Annotated in this window: 14 protein-coding genes and 3 tRNA genes; 3 read left to right on the top strand and 14 right to left on the bottom strand. The window is 59.8% G+C overall.

The annotated features are described in order from the left end of the window. The 3 genes from J0L98_RS02660 to rnr are packed head-to-tail and all read right to left on the bottom strand — an operon-like array spanning position 1 to position 3,762. Positions 1 to 687 carry a pyridoxamine 5'-phosphate oxidase family protein gene (locus tag J0L98_RS02660; protein ID WP_296409894.1) on the bottom strand — a complete coding sequence of 229 codons (687 nt, stop codon included), beginning with the start codon at positions 685 to 687 and terminating at the stop codon, positions 1 to 3. Then, positions 684 to 1,445 carry a 23S rRNA (guanosine(2251)-2'-O)-methyltransferase RlmB gene (rlmB, locus tag J0L98_RS02655; protein WP_296402777.1) on the bottom strand — a complete coding sequence of 254 codons (762 nt, stop codon included), beginning with the start codon at positions 1,443 to 1,445 and terminating at the stop codon, positions 684 to 686. Before rlmB ends, J0L98_RS02660 begins: the two co-directional genes overlap by 4 nt. Beyond that, positions 1,438 to 3,762, bottom strand: a complete 2,325-nt coding sequence (rnr, locus tag J0L98_RS02650; RefSeq protein ID WP_296409893.1) for a ribonuclease R — start codon at positions 3,760 to 3,762, stop codon at positions 1,438 to 1,440. Before rnr ends, rlmB begins: the two co-directional genes overlap by 8 nt. 180 nt (positions 3,763 to 3,942) lie before the next feature. Here rnr and J0L98_RS02645 point away from each other — a divergent pair. The 3 genes from J0L98_RS02645 to J0L98_RS02635 all read left to right on the top strand — a co-directional run bounded on the left by J0L98_RS02645 (position 3,943) and on the right by J0L98_RS02635 (position 4,466). Beyond that, positions 3,943 to 4,027 (top strand) — tRNA-Leu (locus J0L98_RS02645). A 134-nt stretch (positions 4,028 to 4,161) separates the two neighbouring features. Continuing rightward, positions 4,162 to 4,246: transfer RNA gene (locus tag J0L98_RS02640), tRNA-Leu, on the top strand. A 135-nt stretch (positions 4,247 to 4,381) separates the two neighbouring features. Next, positions 4,382 to 4,466: transfer RNA gene (locus tag J0L98_RS02635), tRNA-Leu, on the top strand. Positions 4,467 to 4,632: 166 nt separating this feature from the next. On the opposite strand, the gene J0L98_RS02630 is transcribed toward J0L98_RS02635, so the two are convergent. The 11 genes from J0L98_RS02630 to hisS form a co-directional block, all read right to left on the bottom strand. Beyond that, positions 4,633 to 5,943, bottom strand: coding sequence for an adenylosuccinate synthase (locus J0L98_RS02630; protein WP_296402773.1), 1,311 nt, complete (start codon positions 5,941 to 5,943; stop codon positions 4,633 to 4,635). Between the two features lie 5 nt (positions 5,944 to 5,948). Beyond that, positions 5,949 to 7,103: an ATP phosphoribosyltransferase regulatory subunit gene (locus tag J0L98_RS02625; RefSeq protein ID WP_296409947.1), complete on the bottom strand. Its 1,155-nt coding sequence runs from the start codon at positions 7,101 to 7,103 to the stop codon at positions 5,949 to 5,951. Positions 7,104 to 7,118: 15 nt separating this feature from the next. Then, on the bottom strand, positions 7,119 to 7,304 hold the full coding sequence (locus J0L98_RS02620) for a DUF2065 domain-containing protein (protein ID WP_296402771.1): 186 nt from the start codon (positions 7,302 to 7,304) through the stop codon (positions 7,119 to 7,121). Next, positions 7,304 to 8,209, bottom strand: coding sequence for a protease modulator HflC (hflC, locus tag J0L98_RS02615; RefSeq protein WP_296409892.1), 906 nt, complete (start codon positions 8,207 to 8,209; stop codon positions 7,304 to 7,306). Before hflC ends, J0L98_RS02620 begins: the two co-directional genes overlap by 1 nt. Then, positions 8,209 to 9,477 carry an FtsH protease activity modulator HflK gene (gene hflK, locus J0L98_RS02610; protein ID WP_296409946.1) on the bottom strand — a complete coding sequence of 423 codons (1,269 nt, stop codon included), beginning with the start codon at positions 9,475 to 9,477 and terminating at the stop codon, positions 8,209 to 8,211. Before hflK ends, hflC begins: the two co-directional genes overlap by 1 nt. Before the next feature lie 57 nt (positions 9,478 to 9,534). Next, on the bottom strand, positions 9,535 to 10,671 hold the full coding sequence (gene hflX / locus J0L98_RS02605) for a GTPase HflX (protein WP_296409890.1): 1,137 nt from the start codon (positions 10,669 to 10,671) through the stop codon (positions 9,535 to 9,537). Between the two features lie 50 nt (positions 10,672 to 10,721). Then, positions 10,722 to 10,964: an RNA chaperone Hfq gene (gene hfq, locus J0L98_RS02600; protein ID WP_079434940.1), complete on the bottom strand. Its 243-nt coding sequence runs from the start codon at positions 10,962 to 10,964 to the stop codon at positions 10,722 to 10,724. 100 nt (positions 10,965 to 11,064) lie between these two features. Continuing rightward, positions 11,065 to 12,393 carry a ribosome biogenesis GTPase Der gene (gene der, locus J0L98_RS02595; protein ID WP_296409889.1) on the bottom strand — a complete coding sequence of 443 codons (1,329 nt, stop codon included), beginning with the start codon at positions 12,391 to 12,393 and terminating at the stop codon, positions 11,065 to 11,067. Positions 12,394 to 12,408: 15 nt separating this feature from the next. Beyond that, entirely contained in the window at positions 12,409 to 13,545 is a 1,137-nt protein-coding gene (gene bamB, locus J0L98_RS02590; RefSeq protein ID WP_296409888.1) for an outer membrane protein assembly factor BamB, read from the bottom strand. Further along, on the bottom strand, positions 13,542 to 14,195 hold the full coding sequence (locus tag J0L98_RS02585) for a tetratricopeptide repeat protein (RefSeq protein WP_296409886.1): 654 nt from the start codon (positions 14,193 to 14,195) through the stop codon (positions 13,542 to 13,544). The genes bamB and J0L98_RS02585 overlap by 4 nt, the downstream gene beginning before the upstream one ends. Further along, positions 14,182 to 15,477, bottom strand: coding sequence for a histidine--tRNA ligase (hisS, locus tag J0L98_RS02580; protein WP_296409885.1), 1,296 nt, complete (start codon positions 15,475 to 15,477; stop codon positions 14,182 to 14,184). The genes J0L98_RS02585 and hisS overlap by 14 nt, the downstream gene beginning before the upstream one ends. Positions 15,478 to 15,495 lie beyond the last annotated feature (18 nt).

Below are 15,495 nucleotides of genomic sequence, written 5' to 3'. Positions count from 1 at the left end.
TCAGACAAAGCCCCCCGCCGGGGGATCGGTGGATTCGAACAAGCCTGCCCTGTCAAGCGCATCACATGCGGCCTCGAGCAGGGCCTCCGGTCCTGTTCGCATGGGTTCAACAGCAATCCGACGACGGACCCCTGCGACCACGAGATCCACCCCTTCCGGATCCAGCCCTTCGACCCCCATACCGGCAGGAAGCCGGCAGGCAAGAGCCTCAAGCAGAGCCGTTTCCTCCCCAGGCTGAAGGGGGTCATTCAAGGACACTGCATCAAGCCATCCCATGCGCCCGAAACCGCCGATAAATCGCGCCCTCTGGGGCTCCATCCTGAAAAAGCTGAAGTCCCCCCAGTCAAGGAATTCGGCGGAATTCGGACTGTAGCGCAGGAAGCGGGCGCGCCCGAACTCATCCAGATCCACCCTGCCCACCGTTCCCAACAGAGTCAGCCTGACACTCTCCAGTGGACTACCTGGCGCCTCGTCGGAAATCATCAGACTGGCGCGGGGATCAGCCAGCAGGTTTTTCGTGTGCTCTGCCAGACGGCTGAGCAGAAAGAGAGGGCGGCCCCTCTCGTCCAGCCCGTAGGGCAGCAGACTGACAAACGGATAGCCGGACATGGCCACGGAGATGCTGCCGAGCGCCCCGCTGCGCCCGGTGCGCAGCAAGCGGCGAACCTCCGTGTAGTCGAGCTTCATGCCTGAAGACGTTCACCGCCACGCTGGCGACGCGCCTCGAACAGACACAGACCGCTGGCAACGGACACGTTGAGACTCTCGACGGTACCGTACATGGGGATACTGATCAGCTCATCACAGGTCTCGCGTGTCAGCCTTCGCAAACCGTCCCCCTCGGCACCGAGCACCCAAGCCACCGGTCCTTTCTGATCCACGGTGTAGATGGATTTTTCCGCCTCGCCTGCGGCGCCCAAGATCCAGACTCCCGCCTCCTGCATTTCCCGAAGGGCCCGGGCAAGGTTGGTAACCGTAATATAGGGAACAGTATCTGCCGCGCCGCTCGCAACCTTGATGGCCGTTGCGTTCAAACCCACCGCTTTGTCCTTGGGGGCAATGACCGCATGGGCACCCGCAGCATCCGCCACCCGGAGACAGGCCCCCAGGTTATGGGGATCCTGAATGCCATCGAGCACCAGCAACAGGGCCGGTTCGGTCAGACCATCGAGAACATCGGGTAGCTTCAGCTCCTTCCGGCGCCCATCCACCCTCGCGACAACGCCCTGATGGCGACGTGTCCCCACCATGCGATCAAGCCGCTCCCCCTCGGAAGGAATGATACGGGCTCCCAGTTGCTCTGCCTGGCGAAGAAGATCCCTCGCCCGAGCATCATTACGCTGCGCATCGGTAAAGATCTCAAAGATACCTTCCGGATCCTGACGAAGCTTGGCAAGAACAGCATGGAAACCGTAAATGAGACGGGAACTGGTGTTATCAGACACGAGGCTTGGCTTTCTTCTTCTTGGAACTGTCCGCGGTGCTCTTTCGCGGTTTGGTGGTTTTGACCTTGTCAGCCACCTTGGAGGTGACAGCCGCTGGCGGGGGAGCCGATTCTACTATCGGCCGGACCAATTCTGGGCGGCTCGCCCTGCTGGCCTGGCGGCGAGGAACAGCCGGGGTCGGATCCATACTCGCCGGCGCTCCCGCAGCAGCGTCCCGTGCAAGGTGGGCGCGAGCGGTCTTGCCCACGCGTTCGGTTGCACGCTCAGGGCCCCGAACGAGTCGAAAGTCTATCTTGCTCGCTTCCATGTTGACCCGCACCAGTTGCACCCTGACCTGATCAGACAGCCGGTAACGCTGGCCTGTACGCTCGCCAACAAGGGCGTGATGGGCATCATCGAAATGGAAGTAATCGCTGCCCAGATCCGAGATATGCACGAGGCCTTCGACAAACACATCGTGCAGCGCCACAAATAGCCCGAAGGGAACCACCGCCGACACGCTGCCGTCAAATTCCTCGCCGATCCGGTCCTGCATGTAATAGCACTTGAGCCAGTTCTCCACATCCCGGTCGGCCTCATCTGCCCTGCGCTCGGTCATGGAGCAATGCATACCGATCGCCTCCCAATCCCCGCCTTCCTGTGCCGGCACGTAGCGCTGCCCCAACAAGGCCGCCTTGATGGCCCGATGCACCAGAAGATCCGGATAGCGCCGGATGGGCGAAGTGAAGTGGGTATAGGCCTCATAGGCAAGGCCAAAGTGGCCCACGTTGTCGGGACTGTAAACGGCCTGACGCAGGGAGCGAAGCATCACGGTCTGCAGGAGCTGCAGATCCGGCCGCTCCTTGATGCTGTCCAGCAGGCGGGCATAATCACCGGCCTTGGGCTCATCTCCCCCGCCCAGTTGCAGCCCGAACTCACCGAGAAAGTCCCTCAACTTGGCAAGCTTCTCGGGTGTGGGGCCTTCATGAACCCGGTACAGGGCCGGATGCTCCTGCCCCTGCAGGAACTCGGAGGCACACACGTTGGCCGCAAGCATGCACTCCTCGATCAGGCGGTGCGCATCGTTGCGACTCTCCGGAACAATCTTCTCGATCTTGCCCTGATCGTCGAAGACCATCCGTGTTTCCTGGGTTTCGAAGTCGATTGCCCCCCGCTTCGCCCGAGCCTTGAGAAGCACCCGAAAGAGCTTGTCCAGGTTCTGCAGATGGGGCAGCAGGCCGCCAACAATCTCTAGCGCCGCCGGATCGCCTTCGTAGAGTGCTGCCGCAACCTGATTGTAGGTAAGGCGCGCCTTGGAGAACATCACCGCCGGGTAAAACCGATACTGCTTGATCACGCCGGTCTGGGAAATGGCCATGTCACACACCATGCACAGACGCTCCACCTGCGGATTGAGAGAGCACAGGCCATTGGACAGCTTCTCGGGCAACATCGGGATCACCCGACGCGGGAAGTAGACCGAGTTACCCCGGTCATACGACTCCCCATCCAGAGCGGAACCGACCGTTACATAGTGGGAGACATCGGCAATCGCCACGACCAGTCGGAAACCACGCCCCTGGCGCTCGCAATACACAGCATCATCGAAGTCCCGTGCCGTCTCACCGTCAATGGTCACCAGCGGAAGGGCCGTGAGATCCTCCCGGCCCTTCCAGTCCATCTTGCGAACCTTGTCAGGCAGGCGACGTGTCTGCTCCTTCGCCGCCTTGCCGAACTCGAACGGCAACTCATGCTTGCGCAGGGCAATCTCGATTTCCATGCCCGGATCCGCATAATTGCCCAGCACCTCGACCACCTTGCCGATGGGCTGGGCATAGCGGGTCGGCTGCTGAACGAGCTCAACCACCACAACCTGCCCTGCCTTTGCCTTCGCCTTGACACCGGGCGCCAGCAGGATCTCTTGAGAGATGCGCCGATTCTCGGGCACCACGAGGGTGACTCCGTTCTCGACTAGAACGCGCCCCACGACCCGCGTATTGGCTCGCTCGAGCACCTCGACGATCTTGCCCTCAGGCCGCCCCCGCCGATCCAGCCCCGCAACGCGAACCATCACTCGATCCCCGTGCAGAACCTCCCGCATTTCATTGGGACCAAGAAAGACGTCAGGCCCCTCCTCCTCGGTGCTCACGAATCCGTAGCCATCGGGATGGCCTTGCACTGTCCCGCGGATCAAATCAGCCTTGGCCGGAAGCAGATAGTCTCCGCGCCGGTTGCGCATGACCTGTCCGTCCCGCTCCATCGCAAACATGCGACGTTCGAAGAACGGGACTTCTCCTTCCTGGATATCCAGGGCGATGACCAGATCGGAGAACGGCATCGGAATACCATGCTCTCCGAGCGTCTGGATGATGAACTCCCTGCTTGGCAAGGGAAAGTCATACTTCTGACACTCCCTTTCAAAGAAGGGGTCACTGCGACGCAGTTTGCTGAGTTTCTTGGTGTTCTTAGTTTTCGATATTGACACGGATAATTTCTACTCTATAATTCTCAGCTCGTCGCCCAGATGGCGAAATTGGTAGACGCGCTAGTTTCAGGTACTAGTGCCGCGAGGCGTGGAGGTTCGAGTCCTCTTCTGGGCACCAGGATGTTTCGAGGAAGCCGGTCTTTTGACCGGCTTTTTCTTTGATCGTTTCGATCTGGAACAGATGACGCCGGAGGGCTTCAGACGGCAAGGCTTTTGCGTATGCATCAATTTGTTCTATAATAGCGCTTTATTGCCCAGATGGCGAAATTGGTAGACGCGCTAGTTTCAGGTACTAGTGCCGCGAGGCGTGGAGGTTCGAGTCCTCTTCTGGGCACCAATTCATGAAGAAAGCCGGTCAATTGCGACCGGCTTTCTTCATTTTGCTTCCCAAAGTTATACCAGACCAGCGATAGAAAACCTCCGCCAATCTCCTTGCAAAAACGAAGGAATAGTCTATAATTAGGCCTTCTTTGCCCAGATGGCGAAATTGGTAGACGCGCTAGTTTCAGGTACTAGTGCCGCGAGGCGTGGAGGTTCGAGTCCTCTTCTGGGCACCAAGCACATCGAAAGGCCGGTCATTCGTGACCGGCCTTTCTGTTTTTATCGTCCGCTACGGCCGTCGCGTCAACATCTTCACCGACGCACAAACGCGCAACCCCCTTGGCGCAGGCGATGATTCAATCTCATCTGCACCAAGGGGGTTGCGTCGAACTACACGCCTACTCAGGCGCCGAAAGGATGGCGCTTCAGAATCGTCTCGTCTCGCTCCGGCCCGGTCGAGATGACATCAATCGAAATCTCGCAGATCTCCTCGATACGATGCAGGTAGGCGCGGGCCTCAGGTGGCAGGGCATCCCAGGTTCGCGCACCAAAGGTAGTCCCACTCCAGCCCGGCATCGTTTCAAGGATGGGCTCGCAACGAACCACCTCCTCTGCCCCCATCGGCAGCAGGTCGATGCGCCTGCCGTCCAGCATGTAGCCGGTACACAGCTTGAGTTCAGTCAGACCATCCAGCACATCAAGCTTGGTAATACACAGCCCTGAAACACCATTGATAATGATGGAACGTTTCAGAGCAGCGAGATCCAGCCATCCACAACGGCGTTTGCGGCCAGTAACGGTGCCAAATTCCCTGCCAACGGTGGACATCTGATGGCCAGGTGTTCCCGGCGTTTCGAAATCGAGCTCGGTGGGGAAAGGACCGCCGCCGACGCGAGTGCAATAGGCCTTGGTGATGCCCAGCACGTAGTGCAACCGGCCCGGCCCCACGCCAGATCCCGCAGCAGCCTGACCGGCCACGCAATTGCTCGACGTTACAAAAGGATAGGTACCGTGATCGATATCGAGCAGGGTGCCCTGGGCGCCTTCAAACAGCAAATTGCCGCCTGCCTTGTTGATGGCGTAGAGATCGGCAGAAACATCGGTCACCATCGGCCGGATCTCATCCGCGTCCGCCATCGCCTGATCAAAAACGGCCTGAAACTCGACCGGCTCAGCCCCAAGATACTTCGTCAGCACAAAATTGTGATAATCGAGAACCTCGGTCAACTTCTCCGCGAAACGTTTCGGGTCAAACAAATCATAAACCCGCAGGGCACGGCGAGAGACTTTGTCTTCGTAGGTCGGGCCGATGCCCTTTCCCGTGGTGCCGATCTTGTCGCCTGCACTCTTCTTGGCTTCCCGGGCACGATCCAGGGCCGAGTGATAGCCCAGAATGATTGGACAACCCGGACTGATCCGCAAGCGCTCACGGACCTTGATGCCGCCGGCCTCAAGGCCGCGGACTTCCGCCAATAGATGGTGAATATCCAGCACCACGCCATTGCCGATATAACACTGCACACCTGCCCGAACGATCCCCGACGGGACCAGGTTGAGCTTGTACTCGGTTGTCCCCACTACAAGGGTATGACCCGCATTGTGCCCCCCCTGGAAGCGCACAACCCCCTGGGCCTGATCAGTCAACCAATCGACGATCTTGCCCTTCCCCTCGTCACCCCACTGGGTACCGACCACCACGACATTCTTTGCCATTATTCCTACTCTCCCTGAAGCGGTTCAACCTGCCAGGCACCGCCCCGCAGAACCAGATGCCGGTCACAACCGGCCTCACGCCACGTCCCCCCGTGGCCTGGCAATTCAATGACTACATTCTCCCCCGCTTCGCGCAGACGGGCTACCGCCTCGTTGAAGCCCGCGACCCCGGATCCGGACGCCAGGATGGCGCCGGGCATCAAGGGATCCGCCACCTGAGCGGCCAGATCGCGTAGATCCAGGCTGAAACCTGTCGCAGGGCGGCCGCGTCCAAACGCGCGACCGACACTGTCATAGCGTCCCCCCAAGGCCAGTGCGACAGGAGAGTTTCCGCCATAGGCCGCAAACACGACGCCGCTGTGATAGTGATAGCCACGCAGGTCGGCCAGATCAAAACTGACAGGCAGATCCGCCAGATCGGTAGCAAGCTGCTGAAGATCATCAAGCGCCGCGCGAATCTCCACGTCGTCCGGCAGAACGGCCCGGGCCTTGGTCAGCACGTCAGCGGCACCATAAAGCGTCGGAAGGGCTAACAGGCCTGCCCGGACATCGGCAGAAACATCACCAAGCAAGTCATGCAAGCCAGGCAGATCCTTCGACTGAAGGCAATCAAACAGAGCCTCTTCCCGATCAGCGGCCAAGCATGCCTTACGGGACAAAGCTCTGAACAGGCCCACATGCCCCAGATCTATCCGGGAAGTGCCTACGCCCGCAATCGTGAGGGTTTCGGCAAGCAGTCGGATCACCTCCGCATCTGCCTCCAGCCCTGCATGACCGTAGAGCTCCGCGCCAAGCTGCAGAGGCTCCCGGGTGGCAGTGAGTGACGAAGGAACCGCATGGGCCACCGTGCCGCAGTAGCAGAGCCTCGCCACTCCCCGTCGGTTGAGGAGATGAGCATCAATACGGGCAACCTGAGTGGTGATGTCAGCACGCACCCCCATGGTACGGCCCGAGAGTTGATCCACGAGCTTCAGCGTCTTGAGCTGAAGATCCTGGCCAGCCCCGGTCAGCAGGGACTCGAGATACTCAAGCAGAGGGGGCGCCACAAGCTGATACCCGCTCAAGCGGAAAGCATCAAGCAAGCGACGGCGCAGATCTTCCAGCTTGGCCGCCTCGGCGGGCAGGGCATCCTGGATATATTCGGGTAGAACCCAACGCAACATGGGCAAAGCGCCTCAGGAAAAAACTATCAGAATGACGAGGCCGAGAACCATCGAACCCAGACCGACAAAGCGAATCTGCCCGTCCGCCAAGCGGATCAGGCGGGAAAAAGTCTCCCGCCATGTGGCGGGAGCGACAAAAGGAATGATGCCTTCCAGCACCAGCATCAGCGCAAATGCGATGATCAGGGTTCGCCCCATCACTTCCCGCTCTTGCCCGAATCAGACCCACCCGAGCGGCCGCCAGAGCTCTTGAGATACTTGAAGAACTCGGAGTTCGGCTCGACGACGATGACATCGGATTTGCTCTTGAAACTGCTCCGGTACGCTTCAAGACTGCGGTAAAAGGCGTAGAACTCGGGGCTCTGCCCGAACGCCTGAGCGTAGATCGCAGACGCCTTGGCGTCGCCCTCACCCTTGACCATCTGGGCTGTCCGGTAGGCTTCAGCGAGAATCACCTCACGCTGCTTGTCCGCATCGGCCTTGATCTTCTCCGCCTCGGCGCCGCCTTCCGAACGCAATTCATTGGCCACACGCTTGCGCTCGGCCTCCATGCGCCGGTAGACAGACTCGGAAACCTCCGCAGGCAGATCCACCCGCTTCAAACGGACATCCACAATCTGCACACCAATCTTGCGGGAATCCTGGTCGGCCTTGACGCGCATCTCATCCATGATCTTGTTCCGCTCACCAGAGACAACATCATGTACCGTGCGCTTGCCAAACTCTTCCCGCAGCCCCGCGTTAACTGTCTGCTCAAGACGCGTCTTGGCACGGGCTTCGTCCCCACCGACCGAGATGTAATACAGCTTGGGATCAACGATGCGCCACTTGACAAACAGATCGACCAGCACGTTCTTCTTTTCAGAAGTAATGAAACGCTCCGGTTCGGTCGTATCAAGCGTCAGGATGCGACTATCAAAGTAGCGCACATTCTGGATCAGCGGAATCTTCATGTGAAGCCCGGGCTCGCTGATCTGCTCCTTGACCTCACCCAACTGAAATACCAGCGCATGCTGACGCTGATCGACGGTGAACAGCGACATCGACAACACGGCAACAAGGAAAAGGCCAATGCCGACAAGAAGTGACAGACGCTCTCTCATCAACGTTCTCCCCTTTCGCGATTACGTGTGGATTCCCTGGTTCTCGCTTCACCCGAAAGGGCATCAACACGGGGCGGTGTAACCGCGCTTTCCGTCGCGGGGGTGGAAGACGGACGCGCCACTTGAGTCGGATCGGTACTCGGCGGCACGCCGGCTGCGGCAGTGACTTGCATCAGCTTGTCGAGGGGAAGATAGAGCAGGTTTCCGCTTCCTTTGGCATCCACCATAACCTTCGAGGTATTGGACAGAACTTGCTGCATGGTGTCGATGTACATGCGCTGCCTGGTGACCTCGGGAGCCTTGGCGTACTCGGTGAGGATCTGCTTGAAGCGCGAGGCATCACCCTCTGCCTGGGCCACGACCTTGCCCTTGTACGCATCGGCCTCCTCAAGCAGGCGTGACGCCGCGCCGCGGGCCCGGGGTATGACATCGTTGGCGTAAGCTTGGCCTTCATTCTTCTGACGCTCACGATCCTGCCCAGCCTTCACCGCATCATCGAAAGCCGCCTGCACCTGCTCAGGCGGCTGGGCATTCTGCATGGTGACCTTGCTCACCTGGATCCCGGTAGCGTAACGGTCAAGGATCTCCTGAGTAAGCTTCTGGGCATTCGCCGCCACCTGCTCACGTCCCTCGTAAAGCACGAAGTCCATCTTGCTCTTGCCTACGATCTCGCGCACGGCCGTCTCAGCCGCCTGGATGACTGAATCATCAGCACCGCGATTGTTGAACAGATATTGCTGTGGATCCTTGAGGATGTACTGCACTGCGAACTGAATGTTCACGATGTTCTCGTCATCCGTGAGCATCAGGGCTTCCTTGAGCACCTTGTTGCGCTCCGAGCCACGGTAGCCGATCTCCACCGTGCGCACCCCTGTCAGATTCACAAGCTCATGCGTCTGTATCGGGTAAGGAAGACGCCAGCGCAGACCCGGCTCAGTGGCCTCCTGGAAGCGCCCGAACTGCAGGACGATGCCACGCTGACTGGCGTCCACGATGTAAAACCCACTGGCCAGCCAGACCACGGCCCCAAAGGCTGCAATCAGTCCGATCCCACCCCCAAACTGGCGAAAATTGAATTCGGGAAGCCGATTTCCACCGTCCCCGCCACCAGAACCCCCGGGCCGCCCTGAATTGCGCCCGAACATGCCGGACAGGCGCCGATTGAAGTCGCGCCACAGTTCTTCGAGGTCCGGAGGACCCTGGTTGTCACCGCCGCCGCGATTGTCGCCACCGCCACGGTTGCCCCATTTGGGGTCATTGAGGGACATGAGAATGCCTGAGATCACGGTATGTATCCGCTCCGGGAAGTGAGGTAATGGGAACAGTCAGTAGGACTCTTCCCGGGACTCCGAGATGGCTGCCAGCGATGCCTTGTGTTTCAGCGCAACGTCTGCAAGAACCTGACGCAGAAGGCCAAGCCCTTCTCCAGACCTGGCGCTGAGCAAAACGCGCGAGATGTTACCACAAGCATTCAGTTGCACTTCCGCACTCGCCATACCCGCGTCAATCTTGTTCCAGACCTGAATCTGGGGAAGCATACCGGCACCGATCTCTTCCAGCACACCATTCACAGCCGCAATCTGCCCTTCCCTGTCAGCACTGGAGGAATCGACAACATGCAGGAGCAAGTCGGCCGACACCGTTTCTTCCAGCGTCGCATGAAATGCTGCAACCAAGGCATGGGGCAGATCTCGAATGAATCCGACCGTATCCGAGAGGACGATGTTCCCGGCATCACCAAGAAAAAGTCGACGGGAGGTCGTGTCCAGCGTGGCAAATAGCTGATCGGCCGCATAGGCGCCTGCCTTTGTCAGGGCATTGAAGAGGGTCGACTTGCCGGCATTCGTGTAACCAACCAGAGACACGCTCAGCACATCTCTACGCTCCCGCGCCCGCCTGCGCACAGCACGCTGACGCTCAAGCGCGGCGAGGCGGCCCTTGAGCATCTTGACGCGCTCACCCAGGAGACGACGGTCCGTCTCGAGCTGCTTCTCTCCCGGGCCCCGCAAGCCGATCCCCCCTTTTTGACGCTCTAGGTGGGTCCAGCCCCTGACCAGGCGAGTGGACAGGTGCTGCAACTGGGCCAGCTCGACCTGCAGCTTGCCCTCATGGCTTTTGGCCCGCAATGCAAAGATGTCGAGGATCAACGCCGACCTGTCCACAACCCTGCAACTCAGCTTGCGTTCAAGATTTCGTTGTTGCGCGGCCGTAATGTCGTGGTTGAAGATGATGAGATCCGCACCATTCACTTGGGCCGCAAGCCCGACCTCATCGGCCTTGCCCTTGCCCACGTAGAAGGCCGGGTCGGGCGCCTGCCGACGCCCTTGAACCACGGCCACGACAGATGCGCCCGCGCTACTGGCCAGCAGCGCTACCTCCGCGAGGCGTTCTTCGATGCTGCCCTGTCCGAAATCAACCTGAACCAGGACGGCCCGGTTTCCCGCAGCGGGTCGCTCAAACACGACTCAACCCACTCCTTCCCGGACCGAAATACGGCCCTTGGTAACGGGACTCAGCTTGCTGCCTCGTTCTGTTCCTGCTGAATATTGACCGGCCGAGCAGGCACAACGGTCGAGATGGCGTGCTTGTACACCATTTGGGTTACGGTGTTCTTCAACAGAACAACGTACTGATCGAAGGATTCAACCTGTCCTTGCAACTTGATACCGTTCACGAGATAGATGGAGACGGGCACATGTTCGCGCCGCAATGCGTTGAGGAACGGATCTTGTAGGAGTTGCCCCTTGTTGCTCATGGTAGAACCTCTATGGTTTTAGTTTGGAATAATTATAGAGCTTTTTGCTGCACTGCCACAAAACGGCAGCAATTCGCTCGATGGTGTGGAAAACGGTTCTTCAATCCTTGGTCGCGTAAGGATTGTGGGACGACTTGAATTGTATCCGCAATGGCGTGCCCTGCAATTTGAACGCCTCCTGGAAACTCCGCTCCAGAAATCTGACATATGACGGTGGCACATGATCAAGTGCGCTGCCGTGGATCACGATCACGGGAGGATTCATTCCTCCCTGATGGGCATAACGCATCTTGGGCCTGAAACCCCCATGCCGGGGCGGCTGCTGACGGATGATCGTATCGAGAAGCAGGCGGGTCAATTTGGGTGTCGAGAGCTTTGTCATCGCCGCCTCGTAAGCGCCGTCAACCGCTTTCAACATGGGAACAATACCCTGCCCCTTCAAGGCCGATACGTACAAGAATCTGGCGAAGCCCAGGAAAGGCAACTTCCGGGAGATGTCCTCCTTGATGCGCTCCCGACGATAGTCGTCAACGCTGTCCCACTTGTTCACTGCCACAACCAGCGCACGACCGGCTTCGACGGCAAAGCCCCCGATATGTGCATCCTGATCGGAAATCTCCTGGCTTGCATCGAGCACCAGAACCACGACATTGCATTGCTCAACCGCCTGCAGCGTCTTGATCACCGAGAATTTCTCGACGGCTTCAAAAACCTTGCCGCGCTTGCGCAGGCCCGCTGTATCGATCAGCGTGTAGTGGCGGCCATTGCGTTCGAAGGGCACTTCGATGGCGTCGCGTGTGGTGCCCGGCATGTCGAAGGCAATGACCCGCTCTTCACCAATCAGCGTATTCACAAGGGTCGACTTGCCCACATTGGGCCGCCCCACGATGGCCACCCGCGGCCCCTTCTCATCCTGAACATCGCCCTCGTCGTCCTCCGGGAAGGACTCGAGAATCAACTCCATCAACGCGTTTACATTGTCGCCATGGGCCGACGAAATGCACAGGGGATCGCCAATCCCCAGGGCGTGAAACTCCGCCGATACCATCGCCCGGTTCATGCCTTCGGCCTTGTTCACCACCAGAAAGGTCGGTCGACCGGTACGGCGCAGACGACTGGCAATCTGCTCGTCGTGGGGAGTCAGTCCAGAACGGGCATCCACCATGAAGACCAGCGCATCGGCCTCGGCAATGGCCTGCTCTGCCTGCTTGGCCATTTCATGAACGATGCCGTCCTTGGCGACCGGGTCGAAACCCGCGGTATCAACGACCAGGAACTCTCGCTCAAGTGCGCGCCCCATACCATAGCGCCGGTCCCGGGTCAGGCCCGGAAAATCGGCAACGAGGGCATCACGGGTCTTGGTGAGGCGATTGAAAAGGGTCGATTTGCCCACATTGGGGCGTCCTACCAGGACGAGAGTGGGTTTCACGCGTCGGCGACTCCGTTATTGAACGCCAAGGGCGTAGACACTTCCGTCCTGCGTCTGCACGACGACATCACCGCCAGAAAGCTGGATATCGGCAAGAATCGGGCTGGATTCCGCACGCAGGCGGCCGACAATACTCCCATCATCCTTGCGCAAGACATGGATGTAGCCTTCGACATCCCCGACGACGACATATTCCCGAACCACCCTGGGACGCCCTGCACCGCGCCCGACCAGCTGATCCTGCTTCCAGGCACTGGAACCGGTGGACAGGTCCAGCGCATGCACGGACCCTTTTTCATCTGTCACAAACACATGTCTGCCATCCTGATCAAGCCCCCTGGAGCTCGACATGTCCCGCGCCCACAAGGTCGATCCATTGGCCAAATCGAAGCAGGCAATACGCCCCTGATAGGCCACAGCACACGCGGCACGACTGCCCAGCACTGGCAGGCTCGTGATATCGGCAATACGCTCAAGCTCGGTAGCCCCCCTGGGCACTGCGACTGCACCTTCCCACATCAAGCTGCCATTGATCGCGTTGACCGCCACCAGCTTGCCGCCGGGAAATCCAGCAAGAACCGCATTCCCCTCCTGCACCACACCGGCGGAACTCCGCAGGGACAATGCTGGCAGAGCCCGTTGATAGACCCAGCGCCGCTTGCCATCCGCAGGGTCCAGGCCGAAGAGACGGCTATCCGCGCTACGCACCACGACCATCCCATCCGACACGACCGGCGCCGCGAGTATCTCGGCATTGACCGACACCCGCCACTTCATCTTGCCCGACTCGGCGTCAAGAGCAAGCACATCACCCTTGGGTGATCCGACAACAACTAGCCGGCCGTTGCTGCCAACACCACCGGAGATCGGCATATCGGCGGAGGACTTCCATACATTGCGCCCGGCCTGCAACTTGACCACCGTACCATCGGCTGCGGCAGCAAACACCGCATCACCAAAGACCGCCGGCTGGAAGACGAAGCGTCCCGCACTCCCGACCCGCCCGCGCCAAACCTCCGCGGTCTTTGCAACCGGGGTCAGGGGCTTCAGTGCCGGGATCTTGGTATTCGATGACGAAAATGGATTGAGGGAAGAACACGCGCCCAGGCAAAAAGCCCCCGCCACAAGCAGCGTAAGACGACGCGCGCTCACTTCACGCTCCCGACCGCATCAAGCTTGGCCTGGGCAATCTCGCGCAACGCCGATGCCTCGGACTTGGTCGCGCCAGCCAAGGCATCAACCGCTTCCTTGTAGGCGGCCCGCGCCTCTTCCGGCTTGCCCTTGGCCACAAGGATGTCGCCCTTTAAATCGGCAAAACGCGCAGCCATGTCCGCATCGACCGGCGCCTGGACTTGCGCAAGAGCCTCGTCGTAAGCCTTCTCGTCAAGCAGGACCGAAGCCAGACGCAAACGCGCGAGGCTGCGGAGCGCTGGATCATTGGCCTTCTCGGCGGCCCAGGCGAGGGGCACTCGAGCGTTCTTGAGATCACCGACATCACTCTGGACCTTGGCCGACATCAAGGCGGCAAGGTCTGCATAGGGCGTGCCGCTGTATTTTTCAATGATCGTACCCGCCGCTTCACGGGCCTTCTGGGCATTGCGCTCAGCGACAGCCTGCTGAACCACGCCATACAAGGCCGACGCCTCGGCGCCCTGCTTCCCCCTGTACCAGTTCCAGCCCTGCCAGCCAACGGAGGCCAGGGCGGCGACAACGGCGATCGCAGTCACGACCGTTCCGTACTGCTCCCACCAACCCTTGATCTGGGAAATCTGTTCCTGTTCTTCGAGGTCAAATGCTGCCATCGTCTTCTTCCGATTCGAGTAGGCGGTCCGCCAGGGTTTCCGGGAGCGCATCCATGGGGACGCGAATCTGTTCACTACCATCGCGCAGTGGCTTGAGGCTGACCTCGCCCGCCGCGGCCTCGTCATCACCGATGACCACGGCAAAGGGCGCACCCGATGCGTCGGCTTTCTTCATCTGGGACTTGAAACCACCCCCGCCGCAATGCAGGGTGACCGAAAACCCCGTACCACGCAGTGCTTCTGCCACGCGGAAGGCGGCCCGCTGAGCCTCCTGGCCCGCATGCACCACATAGACATCCGGCACCACCCGCTCTGCTTCGCCGCCACATTCCTGCCACAGGGCCAAAAGCCGCTCGACCCCCATGGCGAAACCCGCCGCCGGCGCCGGCTTGCCGCCTAGCTGGGCCACAAGCCCATCGTAGCGACCACCGGCACAGATCGTGCCCTGAGCACCAAGGCGGGTCGTCACCCACTCGAAAACCGTGCGGTTGTAATAATCCAGACCGCGCACCAGGCGGTGATTGATGCGATAGGGCAGGCCCGCATCCTTCAGAAGCGTCTGCACGCCGTCAAAATGCCGCAGGGACTCCTCGCCCAGAAAGTCGGCCAGACGGGGCGCCGCCTCCACGATATCTTGCAATTCAGGATTCTTGGTATCCAGGATGCGCAGCGGGTTCGAGTAGAGACGGCGCTGAGCGTCCTCGTCGAGACGTGCCTTGTGCTGCTCAAGATAGGTAATGAGCGCAGCCCGGTGTAAGGCACGCTCGTCACTGCTACCGAGGGAATTGATCTCGAGCCTTACGTCGTCCAGGCCCAGATCGTCCCACAGACGGGCGCACATGAGGATGTGCTCGGCATCAATGTCGGGCCCATCGTAACCCAGTGCTTCCACCCCCACCTGATGAAACTGGCGATAACGACCCTTCTGGGGGCGCTCGTGACGGAACATCGGCCCGTGATAGTACAGCCGACGGGGGTTTCCGAAAAGCAGGTTGTGCTGAATCGCAGCCCGCACGCAGGAAGCGGTACCTTCGGGTCGCAGGGTCAGGTGCTCACCGTTCAGTGCATCCTCGAAAGAGTACATTTCCTTCTCGACGATGTCAGTCACCTCACCGATGGCCCGCTTGAAAAGCGGGGTAGGCTCGACAATCGGCATGCGGATGGGACGATAGCCGTAGCTATGAAGCCAGTTGCGGACGATGTCCTCGAACTGTTCCCAGATTTCGGCTTCGTCGGGCAGGATATCGTTCATCCCGCGCACGGCCTGGAGGGCTTTGCTCATATCAGTCTTGTATGGGTA

Source organism: Zoogloea sp. (assembly GCF_017302315.1).
Taxonomy (GTDB): domain Bacteria; phylum Pseudomonadota; class Gammaproteobacteria; order Burkholderiales; family Rhodocyclaceae; genus Zoogloea.
The sequence above is the reverse complement of the archived record's forward strand: the minus strand, read 5'-3'. Positions and strand labels throughout refer to the sequence as shown.